Here is a 26,689-nt window from a genome sequence, read left to right on the forward strand (position 1 = left end):
TTAAGCGCATCGGCGCGATCTGCAGACGTATATTTGGAAGCGACCATGACAAAATCCGCCCCTGTCGAGCAATCTATGGAAAGCTATCTGCCGGAGCGGATTGCAACCATACTGGTTGGCAGCCAGCATGCAGGCCTCATCAGCAAGGAGCCAGCCACGCGCATCGACTACCTGCTCGAGATTGCGTCGCTTCATACCAGGAACGAACTCCTCAGCCACCCGGGCCTGGGACGCGTGGGCGTCCAGCGGATCGAAAAGTGGATGAGGCTTCATAGCCGGCGCCTTCGCCGCAACGAAGAGAGCCTCGATAGTGTGATCTGCTGATTCGGCTTTCGGCAGGCATTTGCCGACGCCAGAGCCGGTCGGGCCGGGCCCGTATTGGTGATCTCGCCGGAGTCCAGGGACAAGGTCCTGCGTGGGCTCGGTTCATACGATATGCGCGCCCAACAGCCGACAGTTCGCGATGAGATGGCATTTCGGCGCCATCGAGCATGAAAGCTGAACCCGAGCCGTTCGGAAAATGGCCATCCTTCGTGAGTCAAAACGAAGACAGCCTCAAAATTTGTTGGCCCCCGATCTTCACGCCGCCGACAGCGGTCGATCGACTGAATAGCTGTGTCATTGGAACATATTAGCAGCGAGAAACTTTCGTTAAGCACTGCCGGCGGCGGAGCGCTCGTTGCAAAATAGTTTACCGATTGCTCTTGACGGATTTGCAAATCTCTGTGCATACCGCTGCCCCACAAAACGCCGTCGAACTCGCCGGCGCTCTTTAAGGACCGAAACCGTGTTGCGATTGCGCTCACATATCGTCGCGAATGCCGCCCCCGCGCTGCCGTTTATCCGGTCGTGCGATTGGTCGCGCATGTCCGTGACGGAACACGGTCCACGCTATCTGACGAAGCCCGACAATCTCGGGACCAGCAGGATAGCAGGCAGAGCGTAACAGGCAGCGGGAATCCCCCTCTGCCAATCAGGCGGAGGGCAACATGGCCCGCAACAGCACCACCAAGACAGGACTCGAGAACCGTACCCGCGAGAAGATTTTCTCCTCGCCGGTCGCGCTCGCCTTCGTGCGCACCGTTGTGGCGCTGCGAGGGATCTCCGAGACCGAAGCCCGCCAGATCTATCTCGACTACATCAACCGATCGCGGTCGGCGGGTAACCGCGGCCGCCGCGTGATGACGTGAAGTGATTTCCGAATACAGGATGGTCGCCCCTGCAAGGACATAAGGCGATCCGCTGACCGGTACCGGTCTCCTTCAGTGGAGCGGCAAACGGTGGTTTCAGGCAGCGATTACTTTTGGCCGGGCATCCCCCGGCCGTTTGTAGATTTCACGCCGGCGTAGCACAGCGGAAGTGCAGGGCTTTTGTAAAGCCAAGGTCGGGAGTTCGATCCTCTCCGCCGGCACCATTTCGCTCCACTAGCCCAACTGGTAGAGGCGACGGACTTAGATTCCGTGCGGTGGCGGTTCGAATCCGTCGTGGAGCACCAAACATTGCAATTCCATTGCATAGGCAATGACTCGACAAATGTCCGTGTAGCCCAATCGGTAGAGGCGGCGCTTTCAAACGGCGCGCGATCGCGGTTCGAATCCGTGCACGGACACCAAGCGCGCGCTTAGCTCAGCGGTAGAGCGCCTGTCTTACACACAGGATGTCGGCCGTTCGATCCGGTCAGCGCGTACCAACTCGCGTCCGTAGCTCATTCAGGAGAGCGTCGCTGTGACATGGCGGAGGCGGCAGGGGCAGAGCCTGCCGGACGCACCATCAATTCCCTCTCGTAGCTCAGTGGTAGAGCAATCGCTTGATAAGCGATCGACGGATGTTCGATTCATCACGGGAGGACCAAACAGCTAGGAGTTTACCATGACCGAGAACTTACCTGCCGGCGTGCACCGTCTCTCCGCCGAGAGCCAGCTCGCGCTTGCCCGAGCAAAGGCGAGGGGCGACGCCATCATGGCGCGTCACGCGAAACCGGAGCGGCTGGCCGCCGCGACCATCAAGACAATGGATCCGGAGCGTTAAACCTGAATGGAGATGGAGCGGACTTTTAACCCGTGCGCAAGTGGTTCGAAACCACCCGGATCCTCCATCACGGACCTGTGCCCCCAGCGGCTAAGGGAGCGGATTCTTAATCCGTCGCGAAAGCATCGTCGGTTCGAGTCCGACCAGGTCCTCCAACTGAATTTTCGCGCTCGTGGCGAAACTGGTAGACGCGCCGTCTTGAGAGGGCGGTGGGAGACCATGTCGGTTCGATCCCGGCCGAGCGCACCAATTGCCCAACCAATTGCCCATGTCCCCATCTGGCGAAGGGACCGGACTGTCGATCCGGGAAGGCGAGTTCGATCCTCGTCATGGGCGCCAATTCCAGGATGTAGCTTAGCCCGGCTAAAGCGCACGCCTCGGGCGCGTGAGACCGCAGGTTCAAATCCTGCCATCCTGACCACTTCGGGCGTCTAGCTCAACGGTAGAGCCGGCTGCTCATAACAGTCCACGTATCGGTTCAAATCCGGTGGCGCCCACCACCAAAGAGAGGAGAGGGCAATGTTCGCAGCAAATCCGGCCCTTGTCCTCAACGCCGACTTCCAGCCGCTCAGCTATTTCCCGCTGTCGCTGTTCAACTGGGAGGATGCCGTCAAGGCCGTCGTGAAGGGATCGCATGTCGTCGTCGCAGAATACGACCAGCTTGTCCGCAGCCCGTCGACGGTGATGCGGCTGCCGTCGGTCATCGCGCTGCGCGAGTACGTGCGGCCGCCGTCTCGAGTAGCCTTCACCCGGTTCAACGTCTTCCTCCGCGATCGCTTCCGTTGCCAGTATTGCGGCGACCAGCACCTCCGCGGCGAACTGACGTTCGACCACGTCATCTCGCGAGTGGACGGCGGCCAGACGTCGTGGACGAACATCGTGGCGGCTTGCAGTCCCTGCAACACGCGCAAGGGCCGCTTCTACCTGAAGCCGTTGCGGGAGCCGTTCGAGCCGACGCAGTACGACTTGATGGCAGCCCAGCGTCTGTTCCCGCCGAACTTTCTGCACGAGACCTGGCGCGACTATCTGTACTGGGATGTCGAACTCGAGAAGTAACGCCGGCGGCGAGTTTCGGCCGCCGGCGTCCATCACCACGTAGCTCAACTGGACGAGCACGACCCTCCGAAGGTCGAGGATGTAGGTTCGAGTCCTATCGTGGTGGCCAAATTTTGATGCCCGACAAGCGGGAGGCCCGCGCTCTTAAGCGGGAAACTTGAAACGGCCGTGCCCGCGGCGATAGCCGATGGTGCTGCCCTGGATGACGAACCGGACAAGCGTGCCGGCGCTGCCTTGAAAACAGACGGGCGCCCGCGAGGCGTTGCGGTGCAAGTCCGCCGTCACTCCGCCATTTGGACAGTGAACCGGCGCGCCGCCGGCCTCGATTGGAAATCGAGTGGGCGCTTCGGCGCTGGGGATCAGGGCCTCCGCTGTCCGCCACCTAGAGCATGATCCGGACCCGAAGGGCCGCGTCAGCGCAAAGTGGGCACCGGTTTCCCTCGCGACAAACGCGGAACGCGTCTGCGCGGAGATCATGCTCAAACAAAAAGACAGATTGGATGACGATTCGAAGAAGCGGCATCCCAATCTTGGAGAGTCAACCGGACAGGCGCGCCGGCACGGCTTCGAACACCGATGGCACCGAGAGGTGTGAGGCTCAGGTCCTCGGCTCTCCGCCATCAACGATCGCGCCAGGCCGGATGTACGCCGGCGCCGCTGAGGAGTTGCAGCCTCGGCATTATTTCGCGGGATGACCGGAGCGGTAACCAGGCCCCCGGCCGTGGCTCATAACCACGAGACGCGCGTTCGATTAGCGCTCCCGCCAACCAATCCGGGTAACGCCAAGTCTGGGGACTGAGCGGGCCTGTAAAGCCTGCGCCTTTGTGCCTGCCTGGTTCGATTCCAGGGTTACCCACCACGCATCATTGCGGACGTAGCTGGAAGGTCGAGCACCTGAGTGCCACTCAGGAGAATCGGTTTCGATTACCGACGTCCGCGCCATCTAGCCCAGTTAGCAAATCTGGTGATTGCACGCGCCTGAAGAGCGCAGGAGGCCAGTTCAAATCTGGCGCTGGGCACCATTTCGGGGCAAGCAGCGGGCTGCAGTTGATCCTTGCAAGATCGACGTCCGGAGTTCGACTCTCCGTTGCTCCACCATCTCGTTCCCGTCGAGCCATCTCGGTGAAGGCGCTCCGCTGTTAACGGAGGAAGGCACGTTCGAATCGTGCGGCGGGAGCCAATGCACCACTTCCGATCTCGGGCCTGACTTAGGACGCCGAAACGGAAACGGCCGCCATTGTAAGTCGAAAAAATGGACATGCTGCCATCGTCTAGCGGCAAGGATGCCCGGTTCTCAGCCGGTCGACGCGGGTTCGAGTCCCGCTGGCAGTGCCATAATCATCTTCCCGTAGCTCAACTGGATGAGCAGCGCGCTACGAACGCGAAGGGATGCAGGTTCGAGTCCTGCCGGGAAGGCCAATCTCTCCTGGGTAAAGCTCGTGTGGAAGAGCACCGCGTTTGGGCCGCGGAGGCGCGTGGTCGGAGCACGCTGCCCAGACCATCATCGCGCGCTGGCCGATCGGCTAGGCAGCGGACTCTGAATCCGCTCAGACAGGTTCGACTCCTGTGCGCGCAGCCAATTTGGCCCCGTGGCGAAACAGGAACGCGGCGGTCTGCAAAACCGCTATGAGCCGGGGCAGCACCGGCCGGGGCTTCCAGCATGCGCTCGTGGACCAACTGGATGGTCAGCCGTCTTCTAAACGGCCCTATGCTGGTTCGAGTCCAGTCGAGCGCGCCATCATCATGTGAGTTGGAGAGTTGGCCGAGCGGTAAGGCAACGCGGTGCTAACGCGTCGAGTCCTTCGGGACGCACAGGTTCGATCCCTGTACTCTCCGCCATCACGCCAACCCCGGTAGGCGAACCCATCCGCGATCGATCGGATCTTCCTGCGGGCGTGGCTTAGTGGGCTGCGCGCCTGTCTTCCAAACAGGAGGTGTTCGGTTCGATCCCGACCGCCCGCACCAACCTGCCATCGCCTGGTGCCAAGGGTACGGCGCTTTCAACGCTGGACTTCGCGGGTTGAACTCCCGTTGGCAGGACCAGATTCATGAGCGCGTCGCCGAGCTGGGCAAGGCGCCGGATTTTGATTCCGGTGGTTCGAGTCCTGCCGCGCTTGCCAATTCCTCGCGGGGCCTCGGTAGGGAAGGGGCCGGCTCTCATAAGGCTGGAGTGGCGGGTTCGACCCCCGTACCCGCGACCATTTCCGGCAGTTCGGGGCTGGCTTGACCCGTTGTGTCCGCTGATCACCAACGGCTCGACTTGCTCGTCATCCAGCCGCCGCCGACTACGAGATAGTGGCCATTCAATCTCTCCTGATTTCGTTCAATGGCAGGACGCTCGGTTGTGGACCGGGAGACGCGGAGTTCGATTCTCCCAGTCAGGACCAGATGCCGGTTTAGTTCAGTGGTAGAACGCGGGCCTCCAAAACCCGATTCGACTGTTCGATTCAGTCAGCCGGTGCCAACTTCTTCTCGTGCCCTGGCGGTCCGCTCGTGCGGTATGCAGCGCGCGGCCGTGCCGCGGTATGAAGTTTGCGCTCCACAATCTTGCTTTTCTGCGCAATCGCGCGCCCGATGCCGAGCATAGCGAACTGACCTGCCTTCGTGTCGCCGGTGGGGCAGGGGGCTTCTATTCAGAGTAAGGGCGAAAAATGCTGACGTCGGGGTTCGAGTCGCTCCCCTGCTACGACGCGAGTTCCCCGGTGGCGTGAGGTGTCTGGCTGTAGCGCCCTTCCGCTACCAAAGCTGCGGTTGTCCGGCGCTCAGGGCACCTTGATCCCGGCGCGCTCGATCACACGCGCGTACCCTGCACGCTCCTTAGCGAGCGCTTCGGCGTAGGCCGGACCGGGCAGTTCGGTCTGAAGTACACCAAACTTTTCGAGTGCGGTGCGGACCTCGGGGATCTTGCCGACCGCGACCAGCTCTTCAATGAGCTTCTTCACGATGTCGGGCGGTATGTTGGCGGGGCCGACCCAGCCGAATGCCGGCATCAGTTCGAAGCCCGGTAGGGTCGCGGCTGTCGGCTCGATCTCCTTGGCGAGCGGATAGGGCCCAGGCGACGTGATCGAGACGGCACGCAGTTTGCCGGCTTTCACCTGCTCGTATGCCACGGCGAAGTTGTCGCAGGCGAGCCGGATCTGACCACCAATCAGATCCTGGATGCTGAGGTTTGATGCGCGGTAGGTGACGGCCGTCATCTTGAGCCCCGCGGCGTCCTCCAGCATCGCGCCGCAGATATGCTGCGTCGTGCCGGGGCCAGATGTCGCATACGGCGTCTCCGGGTTCGCCTTCAGCCAGGCGATCAGCTCCGCCATGGTGTTGGCGGGGACGGACGGGTTGACGAGCCAGATGTTCGGCTGCGCCGCCATGCCATAGAGGTAGGTGAAGTCTTTCTCGACGTTGTAGGGGATCTTGTCCTTGATCAGTATCGGATTGATGGCGATTCCACCGGAGGTGGCTACCGCAACGGTGTAGCCGTCCGGCGCCGCGCGCGTCGTCGCGTGCAGGCCGTTGACCCCGCCCGCGCCGGGCCTGTTCTCGACGACGAACTGCTGGCCGAGCCGCCTCGTCAGTTGCTCTGCAAAAATGCGCGCCATGACGTCCGTGTTGCCGCCCGCGGCGAACGGCACGATGACAGTCACGGGCCTCGATGGCCACTTTTCTTGCGCCGTCGCAGCGCCAGTGAGCAAGCCAAGCGTCACGGCCACCACGGCGAGCCTTGCGAGAATACGGGACGGCATTTCGTTCTCCGATCTCTGACGAGCGGTACTGCAGCAAGAAAGTCGGCCAGCCCCGAGGCTCGACCGAGCGTTCCGAAGGATATTTCGCCAGACGCAAATATGTCAATGACAGGCCGAACCCATCCCGTGGTCCTTGGGTCTGCGAGGTGGAATTCACAGGCGTCGCGCGCGTCCCTCGGCGTGAACTTCTGCGCCCGATGGGTGCTGGAAGCGTTAGACAGCGTCATCACACTGCTCTCATTCTACTGAGGTGCTTCCTCAAATACGCTGACGTCGGAGCGCGCATGATCTCTTCAGCTCGCACTTGATCAATGCGGACTTCATTGCCAAAGCTGATTTTTATTTCGTTGAACGTGTATCGTTGTCGGCGTTTCATCGCGTCGCTCGCGTTGCGATGTGAATTGGGAAAGAAATGCTTCCAGCGACAATCTGCGTGCTGGATCGGAATGCAATTAGATGAAGGTCGCCACGCGTGTGCACTCGGGTTTTCGTGTGCACCATGTGTGCATTGAGAATGCAAGATGTGACGATTTGGCTTCCAATCGGAGCGGATATGGCCCTAGAAAAACCGGGGTAAACAGACTTGCTAATGCCGAATTTGCCAGTCGGTCCAATCCCTTATAGGATCGATTAGTGACAAAAAAGCCTAACGAAATGAATGCCTTAGACTATCTCTTTTCCGTCGCACCGATGATGGATTGGACCGGGACATCTCAAAAAGCGAAGCCGCAATCAGCACTTAAGCACGGTCGCCAAGCGTCATGCTGTACCAAATGCTGTACCGACCGACCTTTGAGGAGACACAGGCGAGCAATTTCGCGGTCTCTACGGAAATCAAAAAGAGCGATCCGAGTTGGTGAACAAGGCTCGCTTTCCGCCAAGCAGGACCCGGTACTGAGCGAGTGGCCATACAGCGGCGAGGCCGACCCGGCGACTTAGATGGATCGCTCGATCGTTGCCAACGTGGACAGCAACATGCGCACCCCAGGCATTGTGGGTCGGACTAAAGAGCAGGAGATCAAGCGGCTGATATTGATCAACGGTGATCGTGTGCTCGGTATCGTCCCATAAATTGCTTGATCGGAAATAGGGTACCTGCCGGCCAAAGTGCCGTAGCAATTCGTAGGCAAAGTTTTGACAATTGGCGCCGGTTTCAATTCCCACCAGCGTCGCCGAGTCGCGGTAGTGGGCAATGTCGTAGGGTATCTTCCAAAATCGATCTGGAATGTCGGGGACGATATCTGCGACGAAGAGCGGCATAGATGGCTCACGTTCCATGAGCCAACAAATATCATTTTTCGGCGGCGACAGTAAAGCCAGCGGGAAGGACGGCGAAGATAAAACTCTTGGCCGAATGCATCGCGAAAGAAGCGACTATAGCTGTGCACGGCGATGACATCGAACGCGTTATCGCCGTCGCAAGCGGGAATGAAACTAGGGGTGCAGCAGTCCAAACTCGCGGCGATCGACCGGCAGCTCAGCGAAGTCTATCGCGCAGCGCTGAAGAATGAGGCAGCAAATCGAGAGCGCGCCATAAGCACAAAAGTAGTAGGTTAGCCGAGGGGTAGCTGCTTTCAAAGCAGGACCGCCCGAATGCGTCTTTTTGTTTGGCTGGACGCTCGATCGGAACCAAAATCAGGCTACGGCGTTCGAATCATCGGAGACGTGTCAATGTCGACGATGACGATGGAGACGGACCAGGTTCGATTAAGAGAATGGGATGACGCGCTTTGGTCAATGGCGGCCGTGCTAATACCTGCAAGTTGGGGGATGGCAAAAGGCGAGTGCGCTCCTCGACGCGTGATCGAAAAGCTTCTGGCAAGGGGTTGGATTGAATGGAAGCCGCTTTCCGCTGACCGCGTCCTTTATCGAAATACTGAAAAAGGCACCACCGCCAAGAAAGCTCGGATCCCGCAGCTTACGCTGCCCGCTAAGGCTCGACGCTGATCGCGCGTCGGTGTGCAACAAGAAAATGAGTGTCGCCAATGTGGAGGCGATAAGATGAGCAAAAAGACGTTTTCAAATTCTGGTATTTCTGCGGCAGGTCGAGAAGCGCACAAGCATTTCAAAACCACTGAAGCAGAAAAAGTCCTGACTGATAACGAGAAGGCGCAAGAGACCTTTCACAAAAATCGCGAACGATTGAAGTCGGAACGGCTTGCGCGAGATGCTGCCAAGGCGAAGGGAAAGTGAGCGAGCCGAACATGCTCGATCCGACGCCAGAGCTACCTGACGATACGCCGATCAGCAATGTTGAATTTCCGGCGCGAATTTGCAACGTGTTGGCGGCCGCCGGCCTGAAAACGGTCGGGGAAGTGCGCGAGACGTCGGACGAAATCCTGCTGAGCTTCCAGGATCTAGGGAAGGCCTCTGTCGCCTATCTTCGCGAGACGCTGGGTCTACCGTCGTGCGATGGGGTCAGGCTTTAGGCAAAAAGCCGGCCTAATTTTGCCGAATTGACAATTCCCCACTGGGGAGTTTGGTGCGTTTGCGCGGTGCCCGCCATGGCAGTTGGAGAGTGCGATGCATAAGGCTACGACCTTCGAGCACGGCGGCAAGGTCTACGAAGTTCGCGCGATCCCGACGTTAAACGGTTGGAAGGTTCGCATTTTCGTCGAGGGCATCCCGGCAAATGGCTTCACTTATTCAGTCGACTCAGAAGTCTATCAAGATGCTGCGATCGACGGAGTGCCGGAAGATTTGGTAGCCGGGCTGATGGAAACAGCGGAGCGTGATTTTCGGCGCGGCCTTGCCCAGGAATTGGTGATCGCCCGAAGAGACTACCGACGACGATATCGCGGCGGAAAACGATAAATTCAAACCATGAGATCACCCCCCAGGCGCTCTTGCGGATAACGGCCCGGTTGGCTTTCGTCTTGGCTTCTTCAATCAGGCGGTCCGGCTCCGCTCAACTTAATTGCGAAGCGTCTTCATAATTTCGTCGCGCGTCTTTTTGCTTTTTTGCTTTTGCGGGTCGCGGCAAGTCGTTGACCGTACCTTTCAAGTCGGTGCTTTTGGGCGCGGTCGGTGCGAGCGGCGAGAGACGAATCTAGCGGCCCACCGCTTCTCAAACTTTCTTTGAAGGTGAAGAGGAATAGTGCTCACAGTCAAAGCTCCGCGTTCGTCGTCGCCCCGGTCTCACGGCCCCAACGCGCGTGGGTCGCCTAAGGGTCCGCCTCGGATTCACCAGCGGTCTTCCCAGATCGGCACACGGCCATCGAGGGCGTGGAGCATGCCGGGATCCTAAGCCGGCGCTTGCAGCCCGGAAGATATCCACTTCATCGATCTTGTCTCGGTGACCACCTTATCGACGTGATCGCAATTGACGCCCTGAAACGTGCGCAACTCAAATCCGATGCGCGAGGGCCTGATACGCGCCAGGACCATTGGGCCCAGACATTTGGGACAGGTGTGGGACTGAATCGCTATGCGGCTTGAATCCAACAAGACTGCCAGTGATGGCATGATGCTCACCCTTAACTCAGGCGGGAGCGTTACAGAACTCTCAGTCACCGATAGATGCCGTGATGGACGGTGATGGCGTCACCATGCGGACATCGCTATCCCCGCGCTGTTCCATTTTGCTCACTTTCGAAAAGTTAACGAATTAGGGCACCCGGGAAAGCACAACGCCACCAAGCCAATAATGCCTGGTGGCGTTGGATTAGGTCCGGACAGTGCAATCCCCCGGTGATTACCAAAACAGCAGATATGCCCTGCGATCGTCTGTTCAAAATTACTCACTTTCAAAAAAGACCATTGGGGTCGCACAGGCCAGAACGCACCGTCCGGTGCCGTCCTAATTAGGCCGCCAGCTGAAATTAGGACAGTGAGCAAAAGTGAGCAGCGCGCCGCTGCTGGATGTGATCGGCTGCAACGGAAGCCGCAGCCATTCCGTGGTTTCCCTCAAGACCAGACGGCGCTGTGCCGTGTGAGGATCGATAACCATGAATCGCGACAATTTCCTGATACTCGATCACATTGTCAGCGCAGTCGACCCGTGAGTGTGGAATGGCAAGAGCTTCAGGCTACGTCACATTTTCAAACCGGCTTCCTGTGCGCGCAGGAACCTAGACGGATCTTTTCGGTTAGGTCGCCGGGACTTCATCTTAGGGAGTGTGCGCCATGGAGACGAATCGAATTGCCGGCTCGGCGAAGAATTTCGCCGGTAAGCTCGAGGGCGCCGTAGGCGAGATCGCCGGCGACGCAAAGACCGAGGCAGCAGACCGCGTCCGCGAGGTGACAAGTACCGCGCAGAACATGTATGGCCAGGCCAAAGATGCAGCGCGCGAGGCTACGGATGCCGCCGTCAACTTCGCCAAAGACGCTTATGAAAACAGCGGCGATATTTTCCATGACGGCTCGCAAGCGATTGCGAGGAGGGTGCGGGACAATCCGCTCGGTTCGATGTTGATCGCGGGCGGGATCGGCTTTGCGTTGGCGCTGTTGCTGACGCGCCCGCCGCGCCGTCCGCCGCAGCGCGCGCGATAACGGCTACGACGGCCATCTAGAACAATTCACGCCTTTTGATTGATTGGCCGCTGTTGATTTGGAGATTCAATCGTGAGTGATGACATTCCGCTGGCCCCTTACGCCCACGAAGGCTTGGGTCCCGCTCCAGAACCGAAATCCGCCATCGCGGAAGTCTCCGAAGCTGTGAAAGAGACAGTCCATCGAGTTAGCGGCGCGATAGAAGCGGGTCGGAAGCCAGGGATGCCGTTGAGCATCTTGAGCAATATCGCGCGTGAAGCGCCACTTGGTTCGCTGTTAGTCGCGTTCCTGTTGGGTGTTGCCGTCGCCCGCCGATGATGGTTGGGGGCGCGCCAACCGTCCCGGGCTGTACAAATGGCTGACTGCTCGGTGGATGCTTAGAGCGGGTACCCGATACCCGCGGTCGGCGGATGGCGTCCAAAATCGGCAGACTCTCGCGCGACACGCCCCTCCGCGCATGCCCTTCACCGGCTAAAGAGACCGTCGCACTGCCGCAGCTCAACACCGTGGGCGAGTATGACTCCAGTTGACTGGTGCAACAAAACGGCAGATGCGCCCGGCCAATCAAACAAAAGACCGGTCCCCGTGAGGGCGGTTGTTGGATCGTATGTCGAGCGTTAGTACTTAAACTCCGGCATGGCCTTCAATTCATCCTTGGTAGCGTTATACACGGCGTGATCGGGATACCAATGCGTACTGGCGCTGGTTGTGGTGGTTGTCGTGGTGGTAGTTGCAGCACCGGTGGTGGTTCGCGTGGTGCTGTCTGGAGCGGAAGTAGTTGCAGGCGCATTCGCCGGTGCGGACGTTGTTGACGCAGTTGTCGAGGTCACCGGCTGGTCAACCCACTTCAGCTTATCGAAGGCGACCGCCACGTAGCGTTCGCCCAGGCCGAGAAAGCCACCCACACCCAGAATGACATTGGCCACTTTGCCTGACCTATCCAAAATCACGTCGTGGATATCGCCGATCTTCTCGTTTGCTTCATTGTACACATCGACGCCGGCGAGCTTGGACGCGCGCCATTCACCCTCCTTGTGCGCGGTAGCACTGGTTGTCGAAGCCGCTTGGTTTGTGGCTGTTTGCGCCGCCGCCGCGAAGGTCATCGACGCGATTGCCACGAATGCTATTGCAAGACATTTGGAAATCATGATGTTCCTCCATCGTTTCGGGGAACAATAACGCGGTATGACTTTGGTTCCAGCGACGGAACAGTAAATCCCCCTCGCGGCGAGGTTTCTGAGAAGCGACTGACACCCGGGCTCAACCATTGCGCGTCTCACTCGATCACTTCGTCGGCGCGAGAGCAGCGTGAGTTGCAGCCTTCTCTATAAACTTGGCTGCCAAGCGGACGTACGGCCCTCCTGATCAGATTTTTGCACCTAAAGGTGCGTTTCGCTCGTTGGCGATCGCGGCGGATTCGACGGCGATCGCTTGTCGCTACCGGGCAAACTGCGCCTGGTGATCATCATACGCACATACAAGCACCGCCTAATTAGAAAGCGAGAATCGAGGTTCCGAAGCAACCATTGGTGGTGCGCGACGTTGGTTCACTGTTAAACAAACAAAGGAAAGTCCAAAAATGTCGAATAAAAATCAGATTCACTCGAATCAGAATTTCGAGCACCAACCGAATAGTAACGAACAAATCGATACAGGGACCGGGTCATCCAACGCCTTCCTGGCGATTGCCACTGCTTATGGTGACTACACGAAGAAGTCGTTTGAAGACACGAAACTGTTCGTTGAGAAGCTCTCTGGCGTGAAGTCGCTCGACAAGGCGATTGAAGTTCAAACCGAATTCGCCAAGACGGCCTACGATACGTTCGTTGCGGAGTCACAGAAGATTGGCGCACTGTACAGCGATCTTGCCAAGCAGTCCTACAAGCCATTCGGTGACCTTGTTGCAAAGATGACCCCGACAAATCGATAATTCTTCCCCCCGCGGTGTCAGAGCACAATTGCCCTGCTCATCGCGAGGTTTTTCCAATCATCACTTAACTCGTCTAATCCTCGCAACTGAGAGCTTGCGCTCGCGCTTGCTACGAGGAGGAGCATTATGTCCAATCCTGATCCGCTTATCCAAAATTTGTCCTTTGATCCAGAGCAGGTAACCGCCGTGAACCAGGCATACGACCAGGCATGTCGAACGCTTCAGAATATCGGTCAGCTCGAGGTAGATCGCGATATCATTGCCAGGGGTATTTTGCAGGCTGCAGGCAGCGGCGAGCGGGACGCCAACAAACTATGTGAGCGTGCTATCCTGGGTTTGACGCCGCTCGACTATCGGCAGCATAGCACCTAAAACAACCAACGGAGCGATCGGGTTCGGCTTCGATGACGGAGACATCGGCCTGCCAAGAGACCAGGAGACACTTTTTGATGCCGAGACCGCCGGCCGACCCGACGCGGCTTGTTCCCACCTCCGCCGTGCTGCAGCGGCTGCATGATGAAGTACCAGCGAACCATTTCACCTTGGGCTGGCTGATGCACAGCCTTCGCAAGCGATCCTTCGGGATCGTTATGCTCCTGCTCGCGCTGGTCGCGATCGCACCGGGGCTCTCGATCGTAGCTGGCCTGTTGCTCATGATTCCCGCGTTTCAGATGGTCGCGGGCAAACCCGCTCCGGTCTTTCCACACCGCATTGCCGCTCGTTCCTTGCCGACGAGGCACCTCACTGCTGTGGTGCAGCGATCCCTACCGGTGCTCAGATATCTTGAGAAGGTGGTTCATCCACGCTGGCACACTCCGCTCGGGGCAACCAAGCGCCTGGTTGGCACCATCGTCGTGGTACTGAGCGCCACCCTGGTGTTCATTCCAATACCCTTGAGCAACGTCGTCCCCGCCTTGGTGATTGCCTTGATCTCCCTTGCCTATCTCGAGGAGGATGGGGTCCTGCTCTCGATCGCCTTGCTGGCCGGCGTCATTGTTTTGGCGGTCGCGGCGGCGGCAGCTTGGCAGATGGTCGTCGGCGCAAAATGGATCATCGATCTCTGGTAGCGCCCTGTCTCTGGTAACGAACCGTGCCGTGCCGCTTGTTGGCCGCGCCAACAATACTCGCCTCGCTTCTGCCCGGAAGACCGTTTGAAGCCGCAACCACAGGCATCAGCCCTGCTTCGCTCGACCACACGACCGGCGGAGCTATGAACCGTAGCGCGAAAGAATACCTTGCAGGCGGAAGAAACTTTTCCTTTGGATCGATGTTGTCATTCCAGCAACGGAACCAGGCGACTGGCAGTTGCTTGAAAAGCCGCTCGGCGTAATGCCCGGGCGGCTTTCTTCTTTTAACGTGGGAGGGCGAAATGTCGAATGATAAGCCCCTCAAGCCCGACGACTTCCCGGTTGAGGTTGAGGGCGACGAATTAATGACCGCGGACGGCAAGCCAATCGCCAAGGCGAAAACGCCAGACATCGCAGAGGATATCGCGGACCGTCTCAACGAAGACGATTACCGCAAAGAGCAGAACAGATGGTCGGCTTGATTTTTAGCTCGTGGTCGCGGCGAAGCATGCCGCTCACAGGCCGCAGCAATATCACACCGGATGCGGTGACGCCCCCGAGGCGTATCGACCCAACTTGCCCGTAAGCGCGCGTTCGCAGCCTTGCGGTTCATCGCCAGTTCGAAAACCGTTGGTGTCTCCCCCGGCAGATCGCCGGCGTTGGTACCCCACAGAATTCTGTCGAGAGTACGCACCCGCCACCACGCGCGCTGAAGGTTCTGGCGACACAGCCCCATTGATCGACGCGATCTCACTCGCATATCTCCAATACATTTCCGAACCCAAGAAAGAAGCGGAACGTTACGCTGCTGGGGCCGTTCCATCTCTATGGCCGACCTTCGTCGGCATAGAGTCAAATTGAATTGGAAAAAATCAGATGAGAAAGACATTAATGGTTTCGGTGGCCGTTGCGGCCTTATTGGCGGCGACCGGGCTTGCGACTGCTCAAGGCGTTAATCAAGGAGCAGCGAAGGAATTTCCGACTGCCGCTTCGCCTAAAGGTGATACTGCGGCGCCGATGAATGCACCGGCAGCAAAGGGAGCCGAGACAGCAACCCCCGGCGCTGGGTCGAAAGAGGCGGTGCCTCCACGTGCGGAGGGCAAGCCGGATGCAAAGACGACCGGCGACATGAAAGCCGATGGCAAGTCAAAGGCATCAGATTCAACTAGTCCGACCACCACTTCGAAGGACATGAAGAGTCCGACCGCCGAAACGAAGTCGCCTTCTGACAGCAAGACGGTCGGCGAGACGAAAGCCGACGGTAAAACGAAAGCGCCTGATTCGACCACCACTTCAAAGGACTTAAAAACTCCGACTGCCGAGACCAAGCCTTCGAACCCCGACAGCAAGACGACCGGCAATGCCGCCACCGCGGCGACAGCAGCGCCTCCCGCCGAAAAGCGCACCCAGATAACCTCGGCAATCAAGCAAGAGAAGGTCGAGGAAGTTAAAGACGTGAACTTCAATCTCTCAATCGGAACGGCTGTCCCGGCAGGTGTCCGCTATCACCCGATGCCGTCACGTATCGTGGAAATCTATCCGGAATGGCGTGGATACGATTTCATCCTGGTGCGCGGCAAGTACATCATTCTTCGCCCACACACCCACGAGATCGTTTACATCATCGAAGGTTAAGCGAATCCGCCAGCAAACTACAAGCAAACGAGAGGGCGGCTTAACAGCCGCCCTCATTTTCTGAGCCAACCACCGCCGGTGCGTCCCAATTGTCCTTCGAGAAGAGTCCCATTCTTGAAAGCGAGCAATATTGACCAGCGTGGATAGATCCCAAGACGTATGTTGGTTCGATCACGGTCCCACCGATTGGCAACAATCGGTGACTGAGAATGTCGCGCTCCCGCCTGGTCTTACGGGGAGCGTCATGCTGTCGACTCAATCCAATCCAATTTTGGTGTCGAGATGCGGCAACCCGATGAGGTTGGTCTGCGTCGAGCCGGACCTGGTTTTGATCTGCGCACCTTTGAATGCGCAAAGTGCAATGCCGGCACAACCTTCCTCGTTGCCATTTAGGTGGGGCTTCGTCTTGCGGAGAGTCGGTGTTGGAGTTGTCCCTATTTCACTGGGGATGGCGAAGGACGATCATTGAGCATCGCCGCTCCTTCCCATGTATGGGCGTCCAGCCACTCCTCGTTCTTGAACAGGGTACGAAGTGATAAGGCTATCTGCCGGCGCTGATTGCGATCGGCCCCAGGTGGGAATGAGCGAGCATAGCGCAACATATCGCGCCTTATTCCGACAAGTTCCTCAATACTGTGACGCTGCTCGACCAACCGGTGTACAGAAGGCATGATACTTCCCTTGAGGTTATGGGCGGGAGCGTTACCGAACTCTCAGCACCGAAAGCTGCCACGGACCGGGCGGTGATGAGATACTTTGCGCCCTTGCGGTGCCGGGCACTGGTCAATATCGCTCAGTTTTCGAAACTTACTTCTTGGGAATTTCGAGTGGTCTATTTCGGCCAATGGTTCGCAATCCTGCTGGCATGGATCGCCCGTCAGCGAGCTAACGAATCACGCCGCTAGCTCATTTCGCCGTTAGCCAGTTTTTCATGTCTGCGGCGATGCGAAGCTGTGCTGCTTTTCTGATGGCTTCGGATCGCTTCAATCCGGGCGGCAACTTGTTGGCCTGCGCCAGAGCTTCAGATGCCCGGGCAGCCCAATCGTGACTATCGATATCGTTGCGCGTCAGTTCTGTCATGTCATCGTCCTTAATGTGGCGCGGAGGTCGCTGTGCTCCCGGCCGATAACATCGGACTTCATCGGATCGGCGTTTACTTGCGCGTCGTGGATAAGGCCGCACTTAGTGCACCGCAGGGTCCAGTGCTCGAACCCAGAACGTGCTGAAGTAATATGCTGGATCTCCATGCGCGACTGGCATTTGGGACAACGAGGGCGCTCCGCCACGCGAGGCGATAGGTTGGATGCTTGTGAATTGGGCAACAGATGCCTCCGGTTAAATCAGGCGGGAGCACTACCGCGCTGTCTCCGATGGGTGCCGGAACGGTGCGGTGATCGCAGCAGTATGCCGACTCGGCGTTATGAATGCTGATCAATTTTGCTCACTTCCCAATAATGAATGAGACGTTCTTCCCGGATTAAGCGAGGATGGCTGGAACGAAGGCGATCTCACAATATTGGTCCCTCGGCGGTATTGTTACCGACCAGATGGAGGCTATCCATGAGAAAGATCAGTATTGCACTCTTGGCTGGCGCAGGCGTTCTGTTCGCGAACAGCGCCATGGCTGCCGACGTGTTTACCAACGATGCCACGTATCTCGGCATGAACCAGCCGAACGTGGAGCAAGTGCGCCTGGTTTGCGATGACTCCGGCCGTTGCTACCGGTCCCGTGGACCGCGGCGCGTGGTCATCCAGCAGGGCTACGACGATTCGTACAACTATGCTCCCCGCGAGCGGTATATCGAGAGGCGCGGTTATTATGACGATCAATCGCGCTCCGGCATCGGCTTCGGCGCGCCGGGCGTGAGCATCGGTGTGGGCGTCGGTAACGGTCGCTGGTAAGTACATGAGGCCGAAGAGATCGTTGCGGCCGTTTTTCTCCTATCCCTCAATCGGAGTGTGTAATGAACATTTTTTACATCATCGGCGTCGTGGTTGTCATAATCTTTGTTGCCGGATTCCTCGGGCTGCGTTGAACAAACCATCCGATATGATTTTGACCTGATCTTATCATGGCTGGCCAAAGGCAGTAATGACTGAGAGCAATCCGCTTGCGCTTGGTACAACTTTCGATCCCAAGAACGCCGTCCACGCCAGCTGAATTGTTGATGCTGGCCCCCGGCTCAGGTCAAACCGGTGACAGAGCACGCCATAGCCAACACCGAGCGCCCTTTCATCCTCTCGCCCGAGGTCGACCGAAGCGGTATGATTCCTGTCTGGCACGATGACATTCGCGTCCGGGAGGGAGAACAATGATTGCTGCCTCACCGCCACCACAGCGGCCCCCTATTACGCCCGTCTCAGACGACCATCTGCCAGAGCCAGATGCCGCAGCGACGGAAGCCGCCGACGAGACGGAGATGCCGCTGCCGTCCGATCCGCGGACGTTCTTCCTCGGTGGTTTGTTCGGGTTGGGTGCCTTGGCGGCGCTCTACGTGGCAAGCGCGATCATCCTACCCATCGTACTCGCCTTCGTGTTGAATCTCCTTCTTCAACCCGCTGTCCGTCTCTTGGGGCGTTTGCATCTGCCCCGTACAGTTGGCGCGCTCTTGACTATCTTTCTGGTCATTGGAGCGCTTGCAGGTCTCGTGGCGGCCTTATCGGTACCGACCGCGACTTGGGCTGAACGGCTGCCCGAGGGCATACCGCGCCTGCAGGCACATCTGCAGGTTATCAGAGTGCCAATCGAAGCGTTGCAAAAGGTTATCCAACAGGCCGAGCAGGTTGCAGACGCTCCACCTGGCCAGGGCTCGATCGTCTCGGTTCGCCGCGATCTTGGCCTGACGGGCGCACTTTTCGCAGGGACGCGCTCCGTACTCGATGGCCTGTTTACGACTGTCCTGGTGCTCTATTTTCTTTTGGTTGCGGGCGACATATTCCTTCGACGCATTGTTGAGATCCTGCCGACATTCGGTGACAAGCGACAGGCCGTCGATATCTCTCAGCAGATCCAGGAGGACATATCGGGCTATCTGGTGACAATCACGGCCATGAATGCCGCGGTCGGTGTCACGACGGCGGCCGCGATGTATCTTTGCGGTCTGGGAGACCCGTTGTTGTGGGGCACCACAGCCTTCCTGCTCAACTACATTCCAATTTTGGGGCCGCTTTTCGGCGTCGGCATCTTCGTGTTGGTCGGAATGCTGAGCTTCGAAAGTCTATGGTGGGCGTTGCTGCCGCCGGCCCTTTACCTTGGCATTCACCTCATTGAGGGTGAAACAGTAACGCCGATGCTGCTGGCGCGGCGCTTCACGCTGAATCCGGTGTTGATCATCCTGTCGCTGATATTCTGGTTCTGGATGTGGGGCGTGCTTGGCGCAATCCTGGCCGTTCCGATGCTGGCTATCCTGAAGATCATCTGTGACAGGTTGCGCCCGCTCAAGGCCCTGGGGCACTTCCTCGAAGGGGAATAGCGGTATCTCCCTCTCGTTTATCATGTGTTGCCATCGAACGAACTCGGTAGCAACGAGTTGTCCTTGATGGCTAAAAGCAAATCACCATCGATTGGTCCAATGAGCGTGCAGCCTATCGAGCACAGCTTGACCGCGCGGAACCAACTGCCGACCATGATGTCAACGCGCGGCGAAGACAAGAGGACGCCCCTCCCGAAAAACGAGCAAGCCAGGATGGAAGCAGTCCGCGTCGCGAGAGCCAGAATTATGCGGCGCAATTCCCTGCGGAAGCAGCGACAAGCTCAAGAGTGCTAATCTCGCCACGATGCTTGTTCAGTTTCTGGAGTCATTTGCCCGGTCCAGCTCGCGAAGGTACGACAGTCCATGCACCGTCAAGCGGTGCTCGTCTTTTTCGCCCCCTAGGTACAATTCCATCAGATGCCTGGAAAGCCGTTCACGGGCCCCCTTGGTCTCGGAACGGTCTGCAAGCGTGCCGTATAGGCTCAGCGCGCGATCAACGGGGAGGATACTCATTGGATTCAACTCACAGGATCATTTCAAGCTCTCAACAAGGTTCGCTGCTTCGCATTGTTCCGGAAAAACATCCCAGCTCGTGAAGCAATTTTAGGCGCGAAGTGATGGCGCCCGTACACCAACGGGCTAAAGCCAACGCCGAGACGCGGGGCGTTGAGCGGCATCGCGGACAAGGTGTCGGTCATACGAGATTTCCTAGGCACGGCGTTAGTCGGGGGTAAGTTGGATAGCAGGGCGCGAGCCGGTCAAATGGCTAGCGGGGGTTATTTCATGAATTTTTCTAAATGAGCAGAATTGAACAGCGCCGAGATGGCGAGGGGTCCAAGGTCACTCCGATATGCGCTATGGAACAAGCGATCCCGATAACAGGTGCCCAGTGACGAACCCGAGTTGACCGTTGATTTAGATGTCGCCGGAAGGTCTGGTTTCACGGCGGTGTATTTGAACCGACATCGGTCTTCAAAGCGAAATCACCGAGAAGCTTTCAGATCAAGGGGAGATATAGGCCATGCGTGTCTTGATCCTCGCATTGTCGGTCCTGGCATTTTTTGTCAGTGCCGATGCTGGCAAAGCCGGTCCGAGCACGGCCAACCGCGACCTGTCGGCATCCGTCGATCCGTCGATCTTTGTCGACGAAGCAACTCAGGAAACCGAGGATCAGATCGGCCTCGACAAGCGAAAGCGGCGCGACGTGCAGCGCCGGCTGACCGGTCTCGGCTTCGACACCAAGGTCAACGGCAGGTTCGACGAACAGACCCGCGCCGTCATCACGCGCTGGCAGGGGGCACGCGGCTATCCCAGGACTGGCTTCCTCAGCACGCTGCAGCATCGGGCGTTACAGACCGAGTTCGTCTCGGCGGCGCAGGCCAGATTCACGAGCAGCGACAAATCAGATGGCGGCGATCCGGCCCGTCATCGCGGCCGGGGTGGCGCTCGCCATCACCGCAGTGGTGGCGGTGGCGGTCCCGGTGGCCTGATTGGTGGCGTGATGGGCGGCATGTTTAGGTGACCCGACCAATTGTACGACAATCGTGCGGAGCGTGAGTTCTCTCGGTCCGCACGATCAGCGGGTCCCGTCGTCGTCCCGAATTGCTGATCCAGTCAATCCGGGACTGTTTCGAGCTCCAAGTGGCCCGGTTTGACGTCCGAACATTCGAGTGTCCTGAGTGCGACCACGTCCATCAAACTGTAGTCGAGCTGGTCGATCCGATGAAATCGCGCAAAACCAACGCTTGGCTTATGGGGCAACTTCGAGCGCCAACGTGAGGCCGCCTACCACGTTTCGCTGTTGGCCTCCGGAACCAATCGCCTGGAGATCACTTGGTGATGCACTACCGGATGCCTTTCCCCAAAGTCATCCGATGAATGCGGCCCCAGTCCGTCCCCCCGTGCTGGGGTCGTTTTTTGTGCGAAGAGCCTCCTCTGAAAGCCCGTTATCGTTGTCAGCGGCCGTCCGGATTTCGCTACCAAAGACCCCAGCTCCTAATGTTACCGACCGTGCAAAGCCACCCGAAGTATGCGGTCAATCTTACATGTGATCAAAATTGCTCAGACGGTGACGACATCATGAGCGACCTTGGTTGAAGGCGGGGGAGTGCAGTGATGCTCGCCTGGCGACGAGGAAGCCTCGCTTACCTACGCAGGCTGCCTCGCTCCTCATGGTCAGGAACGCTTTTTTGACGCTTCCTGCCTGAAAAATCGCTAAGATAGACGTCCATCGCGGGGACCATGCCGGGCATGCCAGACCACACCGATCAGGCTTCTTTTGATCCCAAGGAATTTCTCGCCAAGGTGGGCGAGGGGAAAACCATTGTTGAATTTCGCAAAGATCAGGTCGTTTTCGCCCAAGGAGATGTGGCGAACACGGTTTTCTATATTCAAAAAGGTCGGGTCAAGGTTGTTGTCATATCTGAACAAGGCAAGGAAGCGGTGGTCGGAATTTTAGGACCAGGCCAATTCTTTGGCGAAGGCTGCATGAACGGCCATTCGCTGCGCATCGCGACAACGACCGCGATGGAAGATTGCCTGGTCACCGCGATAACGAAGGCAGCCATGCTGGCGGCACTTCACAGCCAGCCAAAATTTTCCGAATTGTTCATGGCCTATTTGTTGACCCGGAATAGCCGGATTGAAGAGGACCTGATCGACCAGCTCTTCAACTCCAGTGAAAAACGGTTAGCGCGCCTGCTGCTCCTGCTGGCGAATTTCGGCAAGGAGGGCAGCCCTCAACCGATCACTCCGAATATCAGCCAGGAAACATTGGCCGAAATGATTGGAACGACGCGATCCCGCGTCAGCTTCTTCATGAACAGATTCCGCAAGCTTGGCTTCATCAGCTACAACGGGAAGATCGAGGTCAACAGTTCATTGCTGAACGCGGTCTTGTACGACAAGCCAGAAATCAAGAGCGAGCCGTGATGAGGATATCTCGGGATGCGTATCTCCTTGGCAAAGGCTTCACCTGCTTCTCCATTTCAGTTTTAGCCACTCGCACTTCGCCTCGACCAACGCAAACGCAGCCACTAGAGGCTCTTGCACTAAGGGAGCATCTTGTGCGATTAACAATAAGCCAAGAGGCAACATCCAGAGGCCCAAGATAGGCAAAAAGCTAAAGATGCCTCCGAGAATGAGAAGGATTGCAATGACCAAACGAATTGCAAATGAGGAGGGCATACGCAACCATCGAATGAACTGAGAGACGCTAATCGGCACTCGCCGATCAATCATCTCAAAGTACCTGTTCAATTCCGCTCTTGTTGTTGCTGTCATTGTGTAAGCCTTGCAAATTACTACTCAGGTGGCTTTCCATGCGTCAAGGTAACGTTCGGATTGCCCAAAGGTCCCCATAGAGTTTCGTGGCAGCCCCGTTATTCGCGGATGGGCGCTCCAGATCGAACCGATGAACCATCTGCAAAACCGGATCGAAGAACTCAATCCAATGGCGTCATTACCGTCGATAGCGATAGATCGTTACATCACGGCCCAGTATCGGCATCTATCGATGATCAAGGCCCTGGCCGATATCGGCGTTCGATCACGGCACGTCGGGAGGCAGCGAATTCATCGCTCGCATGTATTTCGCCCACATGACCGTCTCGGAGCCACAGGCGCTTGAGGCGGGGACCGTCCGAGCTAAGCGCGCGAGAGCCGCTGGGATGTCCCCAGCGGCTCGCGCGTTGCGTAGCGATGTGGTGCGACGCGCAGCGTCGCGTGGTGGAACGTTGCGATGCGCCGAGGCGCGCCGCGTTGCCTACCATGATGTCGATAAGTCCTACGCGTCTCATCGACCAGGCTAACATGGCTGGTCGCGAGGCGACTTCAAGACAGCGCTGCTGCCGTAGTCGCGATCTCTTTCGATCGCGCCGAAAAAGCCGCGACTGCAAAAACCTGTAACGGTCGGCTTTGGCGCTGACGACTACGATACTTGCGCATGGTGTCGTTGAGCCAGCGTACCTGCCAAAAGCGTGATATGCTTAGTCGAAAGCAGCGGGAGACCTAGATGTCAGAAGACGCCCTTATCGTCATAACAAGCGCCATCAAAACCGCTTTCATTGACCATCCCGGTTCTGGGCACGGCACGACGTGGGACCCAGTGACGAAAAGTGACGAAGAGAGTATTCATCTCGCCAAGGCTGTGCTGGTCGCTCTTCGCAAAGCCGGATATTCCGTTACCAAGATCGAAGACCAGAATGCCCCAAAGCCCTAAAGGCGAGAAGCTTCTCTCGACGTGATCGGAGATGCCATTTGCCGATGCCGCTTCTGCTTGCCCGTTCGTTAGATTGGTGTGGCCGGTAAAGCAAACCCTAGCGGCGGACATCGACCATCCCGCGTCGGCGACGGACGACCGGAGCCATTTGCCTCCACGAGCAGATCTCATGCCTCTGCGGTTTAGCTCCATGGCCATGGATGCGAGCGTGAGCGCGCCGGTAGGCCGATGGCTTGGACGACAGGAATTAGACTCGATTCAAAATCGTCCACCGCGCGGGCCAGCGCCGCTCTGCCAAGACAGCCGGCATGATCAAGCTTGTGACGGTTGCCGAGTCTTGCTCCAGCCGCACTTGCTGCCAGCGCACCTTTGGTGCGCTCCGCTATCAGTCGTAGCGCCTTCTCAGCCGGGGCGGCATACAGGTGCATTGGCATGTCTCAGAGGTGCCAACAGGCGACACTGTGATTTACGTCGCGCCAAGAAACGGACCGGTGATAGGTTCGTTTACTTCGTTTGGCAGCAAGCATTGCCGAGATCGCTTTAGTTCGCGGCGCTCACGATCGCTGGCGTCTGCCATGAACCCTCATCGCGCGGCATTATCGAGAGTGGCAGACTCATTCACCGCGGCAAACAACTAAAGTAAAGTTGTTCGATCGTTTCGTCGGTGCCGCATTTCTTCTCGCCCGCCGGCCCCCGAAATCAATTTGCGCATGAGCGAGAAAGATCAGCCCCAAAGTCTACTCCCTTGCGTTAATGCAACCGGAACACCCCGTCGGTGGTGTGCAATTCGGCTGGCTTGATCAGTCTCGGGTGCGCAACGGTAACTGCGAACAGAGGTCCTTCGAGTGATTTTTCCCAGAACGCGAGAAAATCCCTTAGCGCCGGAAAATTTGGAAACAGATCGTTGTCCTGCCAGACGTAGGTTTGCAGCAGCCAGGGACGATCCGGACGGCGATAAACGATTTCCGCCGTCGTCAGTCCGTAGCCCAAGACCTGCTTCCTGAAATCCTTGGAAACCGCTTCTTTCTCGGCCATGGCAACCTCCAGCAAGCAGCGACCGCTTCGACGGCGGTTTCGAACAGGCCATTCCGCCAAAAACTAGTAGACGCCGATCGACCCTAGCGCGGTTACCTTTGTATTGGGGCAAGCCCTGACGGGCGGGGAGGTGCGGGGTCGTTCTCTACAGCTTCAGGGATCCGTATTTGTCAATAGCTGAAGGGCCACTGCCGATTAGGGAAGGCGACGGCGAGGAAGCGCTTTGCCGTCGAGGTATTGCCACCGAAGTGCGCTGATGCGAACGCCGAATGCCATCGAACAATCGAACACCACCTCTGCTACGACACCGAATCGGCGTGGCCCCGTGTAGCGGATCGCAGGAAATCGTGGATTCGGCGGAGTTTGGCGTGCCAGCGTTGATGAAACTGATAACTACGTTTCCGCTGGAGCGCTTTGATATTCCAGCCATCGGGCCCCAACTTATGACGTCCACAGCCTGAAACTATCAGCGAAAAGTGTAACCTTTGCTGATCCGTCATGGGTTGGTTTCATGTAGGTGGCACGACTCATTTCTTGCCGTTTCGACGACATCGGTTGTTTGAGGGCACGAAACGGGTGGCAGCGCTGCCTACCCAACTGTTAGATAGCCATGACGCAACCTTCAGGAGAGCTCGTTATGGAACTGAAAAGCAAGTCGATCATCGTAACTGGGGCAAGCAGTGGGATCGGCGCAGCGGCGGCTTTGTTGTTCGCAGCCGAAGGGGCCAATGTGGTCCTTGGCGCGCGCCGATCGGCGGAGATGGAAACCCTTGCAGGGCAAATCAATCAAAGCAATGGCAGGGCTGTATTCCTTTCCGGCGATGTAAAGGATGAAAACTACGCCAATGCTCTCGTTGATCTCGCCATGAAGGAATTCGGTGGGTTGGACGGCGCATTCAATAATGCCGGCATCGTGGGGGAGATGGGGCCGGTCGCCGATATGGGAATCGGTAATTGGAACGATGTCATTTCGGTCAATCTGACAAGCGCGTTCCTGGCCGCGAAGGCCCAGATACCGGTCATGAAGAAACGAGGGCAGGGCTCCATTGTCTTCACGTCTTCCTTCGTTGGCTTCAGCAATGGCGGAATGCCGGGAATGGGGGCCTATGCGGCGTCCAAAGCCGGGTTGATCGGCCTAGTGCAGTCGCTGGCATCCGACCACGCCGCAGATGGCGTCCGCGTCAATGCACTGTTGCCGGGCGGCACGATCACGCCAAGCGGAGGAGAGGGAGATCCTGCCGCTTTGGATTTCATCGCAAATCTGCATCCAATGAAGCGAATGGCGAATGCAAAGGAGGTTGCGCAGGCAGCCCTTTTCCTCCTTTCCGACCGGTCGACCTTCATGACGGGAAGCCCGATGATCGTGGATGGCGGCATGTCCGTTCGGCTGACATAGATACCGCGCGCACGTCCTCCGAATGGCTATGATGGCCGAGACGCAAATTGGAGCAGCATATCTTTCCTGCCTTGATGCCTCCCAAACAATGCCTGCCGCCCGCTGTACGACAACGAATTTCTGCCGTCGTAGTCTGGCGTGGGCTTGTTCGCGGGAAGTCGTAGATTCGGCGGAGATTGGCGCACCCGACACGATTCGAAGGTGTGGCCTCCACCTTCGGAGGGTGGCGCTCTATCCAGCTGAGCTACGCTTACGCAATGCCTACGTGGATTTCTTGCGGTATGAAGAAATGGCGAAAGATCTCGCAAGTCCTTGAATTTCTAACCTCTTGCAACCGCGATGCGACACCGCATAGAAGCGAACTCTTCAGTTCTATTGGTCGTTATCGCGTTACGATGTTGCCGACACGGAGGTTGTCGTAATGGATCAGCCAAGTAACTTGATTGGCGTCGGGATCGCGGTGGCGGCTATACGTCGGGCGGAGAACAGCAGATGTGCGTGATCGGCCGTGCGCTGATGTCGCGCCCGAAGATGATCCTGCTCGACGAGCCTTCGATGGGCCTCGCGCCGCAGATCGTTGAAGAGATCTTCGAGATCGTGAAGGATCTGAACGTCAAGG

The 26,689-nt window shown here is 57.8% G+C and carries 26 protein-coding genes, 30 tRNA genes and 1 pseudogene; 50 read left to right on the forward strand and 7 right to left on the reverse strand.

Annotated elements, in window-relative coordinates:
* The first annotated feature begins 45 nt into the window (after window positions 1-45).
* The 33 genes from AC0QUY_RS21595 to AC0QUY_RS21755 all read left to right on the forward strand — a co-directional run bounded on the left by AC0QUY_RS21595 (window position 46) and on the right by AC0QUY_RS21755 (window position 5,548).
* Entirely contained in the window at window positions 46-324 is a 279-nt protein-coding gene (locus AC0QUY_RS21595; protein ID WP_475388286.1) for a hypothetical protein, read from the forward strand.
* 665 nt (window positions 325-989) lie between these two features.
* Entirely contained in the window at window positions 990-1,190 is a 201-nt protein-coding gene (locus tag AC0QUY_RS21600; RefSeq protein WP_202639366.1) for a hypothetical protein, read from the forward strand.
* A 149-nt stretch (window positions 1,191-1,339) separates the two neighbouring features.
* Window positions 1,340-1,414: transfer RNA gene (locus AC0QUY_RS21605), tRNA-Thr, on the forward strand.
* 4 nt (window positions 1,415-1,418) lie between these two features.
* A tRNA-Leu gene (locus tag AC0QUY_RS21610) sits at window positions 1,419-1,495 on the forward strand.
* A 40-nt stretch (window positions 1,496-1,535) separates the two neighbouring features.
* Window positions 1,536-1,612, forward strand: a tRNA-Leu gene (locus tag AC0QUY_RS21615).
* Window positions 1,613-1,615: 3 nt separating this feature from the next.
* Window positions 1,616-1,690 (forward strand) — tRNA-Val (locus AC0QUY_RS21620).
* Window positions 1,691-1,694: 4 nt separating this feature from the next.
* Window positions 1,695-1,770: transfer RNA gene (locus tag AC0QUY_RS21625), tRNA-Val, on the forward strand.
* A gap of 7 nt (window positions 1,771-1,777) precedes the next feature.
* Window positions 1,778-1,851, forward strand: a tRNA-Ile gene (locus AC0QUY_RS21630).
* Window positions 1,852-1,869: 18 nt separating this feature from the next.
* Window positions 1,870-2,028, forward strand: a complete 159-nt coding sequence (locus AC0QUY_RS21635) for a hypothetical protein (RefSeq protein WP_475388287.1) — start codon at window positions 1,870-1,872, stop codon at window positions 2,026-2,028.
* A 71-nt stretch (window positions 2,029-2,099) separates the two neighbouring features.
* Window positions 2,100-2,183, forward strand: a tRNA-Lys gene (locus AC0QUY_RS21640).
* Between the two features lie 11 nt (window positions 2,184-2,194).
* Window positions 2,195-2,277: transfer RNA gene (locus AC0QUY_RS21645), tRNA-Leu, on the forward strand.
* Between the two features lie 15 nt (window positions 2,278-2,292).
* A tRNA-Asp gene (locus tag AC0QUY_RS21650) sits at window positions 2,293-2,367 on the forward strand.
* Window positions 2,368-2,371: 4 nt separating this feature from the next.
* Window positions 2,372-2,449, forward strand: a tRNA-Pro gene (locus AC0QUY_RS21655).
* 4 nt (window positions 2,450-2,453) lie between these two features.
* A tRNA-Ile gene (locus AC0QUY_RS21660) sits at window positions 2,454-2,528 on the forward strand.
* A gap of 19 nt (window positions 2,529-2,547) precedes the next feature.
* Window positions 2,548-3,084, forward strand: coding sequence for an HNH endonuclease (locus tag AC0QUY_RS21665; RefSeq protein ID WP_475388288.1), 537 nt, complete (start codon window positions 2,548-2,550; stop codon window positions 3,082-3,084).
* A gap of 33 nt (window positions 3,085-3,117) precedes the next feature.
* Window positions 3,118-3,193 (forward strand) — tRNA-Arg (locus tag AC0QUY_RS21670).
* Window positions 3,194-3,769: 576 nt separating this feature from the next.
* Window positions 3,770-3,854 (forward strand) — tRNA-Met (locus AC0QUY_RS21675).
* A gap of 4 nt (window positions 3,855-3,858) precedes the next feature.
* Window positions 3,859-3,943, forward strand: a tRNA-Tyr gene (locus tag AC0QUY_RS21680).
* Between the two features lie 9 nt (window positions 3,944-3,952).
* Window positions 3,953-4,026 (forward strand) — tRNA-Gly (locus tag AC0QUY_RS21685).
* Window positions 4,027-4,030: 4 nt separating this feature from the next.
* A tRNA-Phe gene (locus AC0QUY_RS21690) sits at window positions 4,031-4,106 on the forward strand.
* A gap of 82 nt (window positions 4,107-4,188) precedes the next feature.
* Window positions 4,189-4,264, forward strand: a tRNA-Asn gene (locus tag AC0QUY_RS21695).
* 80 nt (window positions 4,265-4,344) lie between these two features.
* Window positions 4,345-4,419: transfer RNA gene (locus AC0QUY_RS21700), tRNA-Glu, on the forward strand.
* 7 nt (window positions 4,420-4,426) lie between these two features.
* A tRNA-Arg gene (locus tag AC0QUY_RS21705) sits at window positions 4,427-4,503 on the forward strand.
* A gap of 86 nt (window positions 4,504-4,589) precedes the next feature.
* Window positions 4,590-4,663: transfer RNA gene (locus AC0QUY_RS21710), tRNA-Gln, on the forward strand.
* A gap of 4 nt (window positions 4,664-4,667) precedes the next feature.
* Window positions 4,668-4,742: transfer RNA gene (locus AC0QUY_RS21715), tRNA-Cys, on the forward strand.
* A gap of 4 nt (window positions 4,743-4,746) precedes the next feature.
* Window positions 4,747-4,822 (forward strand) — tRNA-Arg (locus AC0QUY_RS21720).
* A 14-nt stretch (window positions 4,823-4,836) separates the two neighbouring features.
* Window positions 4,837-4,923 (forward strand) — tRNA-Ser (locus AC0QUY_RS21725).
* Between the two features lie 50 nt (window positions 4,924-4,973).
* A tRNA-Gly gene (locus AC0QUY_RS21730) sits at window positions 4,974-5,049 on the forward strand.
* Window position 5,050: 1 nt separating this feature from the next.
* Window positions 5,051-5,127 (forward strand) — tRNA-Glu (locus AC0QUY_RS21735).
* A 7-nt stretch (window positions 5,128-5,134) separates the two neighbouring features.
* Window positions 5,135-5,204 (forward strand) — tRNA-Gln (locus AC0QUY_RS21740).
* A 6-nt stretch (window positions 5,205-5,210) separates the two neighbouring features.
* Window positions 5,211-5,285, forward strand: a tRNA-Met gene (locus AC0QUY_RS21745).
* 111 nt (window positions 5,286-5,396) lie between these two features.
* Window positions 5,397-5,471, forward strand: a tRNA-His gene (locus AC0QUY_RS21750).
* A 3-nt stretch (window positions 5,472-5,474) separates the two neighbouring features.
* A tRNA-Trp gene (locus AC0QUY_RS21755) sits at window positions 5,475-5,548 on the forward strand.
* Between the two features lie 298 nt (window positions 5,549-5,846).
* On the opposite strand, the gene AC0QUY_RS21760 is transcribed toward AC0QUY_RS21755, so the two are convergent.
* Both AC0QUY_RS21760 and AC0QUY_RS21765 read right to left on the reverse strand, forming a co-directional pair.
* Window positions 5,847-6,824 carry a Bug family tripartite tricarboxylate transporter substrate binding protein gene (locus tag AC0QUY_RS21760; protein ID WP_161853340.1) on the reverse strand — a complete coding sequence of 326 codons (978 nt, stop codon included), beginning with the start codon at window positions 6,822-6,824 and terminating at the stop codon, window positions 5,847-5,849.
* Window positions 6,825-7,658: 834 nt separating this feature from the next.
* The gene (locus AC0QUY_RS21765; RefSeq protein WP_161853341.1) at window positions 7,659-8,084 is read right to left on the reverse strand and encodes an NlpC/P60 family protein; all 426 of its coding nucleotides are present in this window, start codon (window positions 8,082-8,084) and stop codon (window positions 7,659-7,661) included.
* A 411-nt stretch (window positions 8,085-8,495) separates the two neighbouring features.
* On the opposite strand from AC0QUY_RS21765, the gene AC0QUY_RS21770 reads away from it, so the two are divergent.
* The 6 genes from AC0QUY_RS21770 (at window position 8,496) to AC0QUY_RS21795 (ending at window position 11,633) form a co-directional block, all read left to right on the forward strand.
* The gene (locus AC0QUY_RS21770) at window positions 8,496-8,771 is read left to right on the forward strand and encodes a hypothetical protein (RefSeq protein ID WP_161853342.1); all 276 of its coding nucleotides are present in this window, start codon (window positions 8,496-8,498) and stop codon (window positions 8,769-8,771) included.
* Between the two features lie 54 nt (window positions 8,772-8,825).
* Window positions 8,826-9,017, forward strand: coding sequence for a hypothetical protein (locus tag AC0QUY_RS21775; protein WP_161853343.1), 192 nt, complete (start codon window positions 8,826-8,828; stop codon window positions 9,015-9,017).
* Window positions 9,018-9,028: 11 nt separating this feature from the next.
* Window positions 9,029-9,253 carry a DNA-directed RNA polymerase subunit alpha C-terminal domain-containing protein gene (locus AC0QUY_RS21780; protein ID WP_475388289.1) on the forward strand — a complete coding sequence of 75 codons (225 nt, stop codon included), beginning with the start codon at window positions 9,029-9,031 and terminating at the stop codon, window positions 9,251-9,253.
* A 94-nt stretch (window positions 9,254-9,347) separates the two neighbouring features.
* Window positions 9,348-9,638, forward strand: a complete 291-nt coding sequence (locus AC0QUY_RS21785) for a hypothetical protein (protein WP_475388290.1) — start codon at window positions 9,348-9,350, stop codon at window positions 9,636-9,638.
* A gap of 1,311 nt (window positions 9,639-10,949) precedes the next feature.
* Window positions 10,950-11,315, forward strand: coding sequence for a CsbD family protein (locus AC0QUY_RS21790; RefSeq protein WP_475388291.1), 366 nt, complete (start codon window positions 10,950-10,952; stop codon window positions 11,313-11,315).
* Between the two features lie 72 nt (window positions 11,316-11,387).
* On the forward strand, window positions 11,388-11,633 hold the full coding sequence (locus tag AC0QUY_RS21795) for a hypothetical protein (RefSeq protein ID WP_161853347.1): 246 nt from the start codon (window positions 11,388-11,390) through the stop codon (window positions 11,631-11,633).
* A 299-nt stretch (window positions 11,634-11,932) separates the two neighbouring features.
* On the opposite strand, the gene AC0QUY_RS21800 is transcribed toward AC0QUY_RS21795, so the two are convergent.
* Complete coding sequence (locus AC0QUY_RS21800; protein WP_475388292.1) at window positions 11,933-12,463, reverse strand: PRC-barrel domain-containing protein; 531 nt, start codon at window positions 12,461-12,463, stop codon at window positions 11,933-11,935.
* Between the two features lie 431 nt (window positions 12,464-12,894).
* Here AC0QUY_RS21800 and AC0QUY_RS21805 point away from each other — a divergent pair, with 431 nt between their 5' ends.
* From AC0QUY_RS21805 to AC0QUY_RS21825, 5 genes are all read left to right on the forward strand, one after another.
* Complete coding sequence (locus tag AC0QUY_RS21805; protein ID WP_475388293.1) at window positions 12,895-13,245, forward strand: phasin family protein; 351 nt, start codon at window positions 12,895-12,897, stop codon at window positions 13,243-13,245.
* 126 nt (window positions 13,246-13,371) lie between these two features.
* A complete protein-coding gene (locus AC0QUY_RS21810; RefSeq protein WP_475388294.1) occupies window positions 13,372-13,617 on the forward strand; it encodes a hypothetical protein in 246 nt (81 codons plus the stop codon).
* A 77-nt stretch (window positions 13,618-13,694) separates the two neighbouring features.
* Entirely contained in the window at window positions 13,695-14,312 is a 618-nt protein-coding gene (locus tag AC0QUY_RS21815; protein WP_475388295.1) for an exopolysaccharide biosynthesis protein, read from the forward strand.
* A 302-nt stretch (window positions 14,313-14,614) separates the two neighbouring features.
* Complete coding sequence (locus tag AC0QUY_RS21820; RefSeq protein ID WP_161853351.1) at window positions 14,615-14,794, forward strand: hypothetical protein; 180 nt, start codon at window positions 14,615-14,617, stop codon at window positions 14,792-14,794.
* Window positions 14,795-15,188: 394 nt separating this feature from the next.
* On the forward strand, window positions 15,189-15,947 hold the full coding sequence (locus AC0QUY_RS21825) for a DUF1236 domain-containing protein (RefSeq protein ID WP_475388296.1): 759 nt from the start codon (window positions 15,189-15,191) through the stop codon (window positions 15,945-15,947).
* A gap of 906 nt (window positions 15,948-16,853) precedes the next feature.
* Here the strand turns inward: AC0QUY_RS21825 and AC0QUY_RS21830 are convergent.
* Entirely contained in the window at window positions 16,854-17,027 is a 174-nt protein-coding gene (locus AC0QUY_RS21830) for a hypothetical protein (protein ID WP_161853352.1), read from the reverse strand.
* 480 nt (window positions 17,028-17,507) lie between these two features.
* Between AC0QUY_RS21830 and AC0QUY_RS21835 the strand changes: the two genes are divergently transcribed.
* The 4 genes from AC0QUY_RS21835 (at window position 17,508) to AC0QUY_RS21850 (ending at window position 22,351) form a co-directional block, all read left to right on the forward strand.
* Window positions 17,508-17,849: a hypothetical protein gene (locus AC0QUY_RS21835; protein WP_161853353.1), complete on the forward strand. Its 342-nt coding sequence runs from the start codon at window positions 17,508-17,510 to the stop codon at window positions 17,847-17,849.
* Between the two features lie 410 nt (window positions 17,850-18,259).
* Entirely contained in the window at window positions 18,260-19,420 is a 1,161-nt protein-coding gene (locus AC0QUY_RS21840; RefSeq protein ID WP_475388297.1) for an AI-2E family transporter, read from the forward strand.
* Between the two features lie 1,021 nt (window positions 19,421-20,441).
* Complete coding sequence (locus tag AC0QUY_RS21845; protein WP_475388298.1) at window positions 20,442-20,942, forward strand: peptidoglycan-binding domain-containing protein; 501 nt, start codon at window positions 20,442-20,444, stop codon at window positions 20,940-20,942.
* A gap of 728 nt (window positions 20,943-21,670) precedes the next feature.
* On the forward strand, window positions 21,671-22,351 hold the full coding sequence (locus AC0QUY_RS21850) for a Crp/Fnr family transcriptional regulator (protein WP_475388299.1): 681 nt from the start codon (window positions 21,671-21,673) through the stop codon (window positions 22,349-22,351).
* Between the two features lie 1,084 nt (window positions 22,352-23,435).
* Here AC0QUY_RS21850 and AC0QUY_RS21855 read toward each other — a convergent pair.
* Window positions 23,436-23,750: a hypothetical protein gene (locus AC0QUY_RS21855; RefSeq protein WP_475388300.1), complete on the reverse strand. Its 315-nt coding sequence runs from the start codon at window positions 23,748-23,750 to the stop codon at window positions 23,436-23,438.
* A 639-nt stretch (window positions 23,751-24,389) separates the two neighbouring features.
* Complete coding sequence (locus AC0QUY_RS21860) at window positions 24,390-24,674, reverse strand: usg protein (RefSeq protein ID WP_475388301.1); 285 nt, start codon at window positions 24,672-24,674, stop codon at window positions 24,390-24,392.
* A gap of 637 nt (window positions 24,675-25,311) precedes the next feature.
* Between AC0QUY_RS21860 and AC0QUY_RS21865 the strand changes: the two genes are divergently transcribed.
* Window positions 25,312-26,070: an SDR family oxidoreductase gene (locus AC0QUY_RS21865; protein WP_475388302.1), complete on the forward strand. Its 759-nt coding sequence runs from the start codon at window positions 25,312-25,314 to the stop codon at window positions 26,068-26,070.
* 177 nt (window positions 26,071-26,247) lie between these two features.
* On the opposite strand, the gene AC0QUY_RS21870 is transcribed toward AC0QUY_RS21865, so the two are convergent.
* Window positions 26,248-26,318: transfer RNA gene (locus tag AC0QUY_RS21870), tRNA-Arg, on the reverse strand.
* Between the two features lie 199 nt (window positions 26,319-26,517).
* Here AC0QUY_RS21870 and AC0QUY_RS21875 point away from each other — a divergent pair.
* A pseudogene (locus AC0QUY_RS21875) lies at window positions 26,518-26,689 on the forward strand (ATP-binding cassette domain-containing protein); the annotation flags it as partial.

It is taken from the genome of Bradyrhizobium sp. WYCCWR15520, from assembly GCF_056174665.1.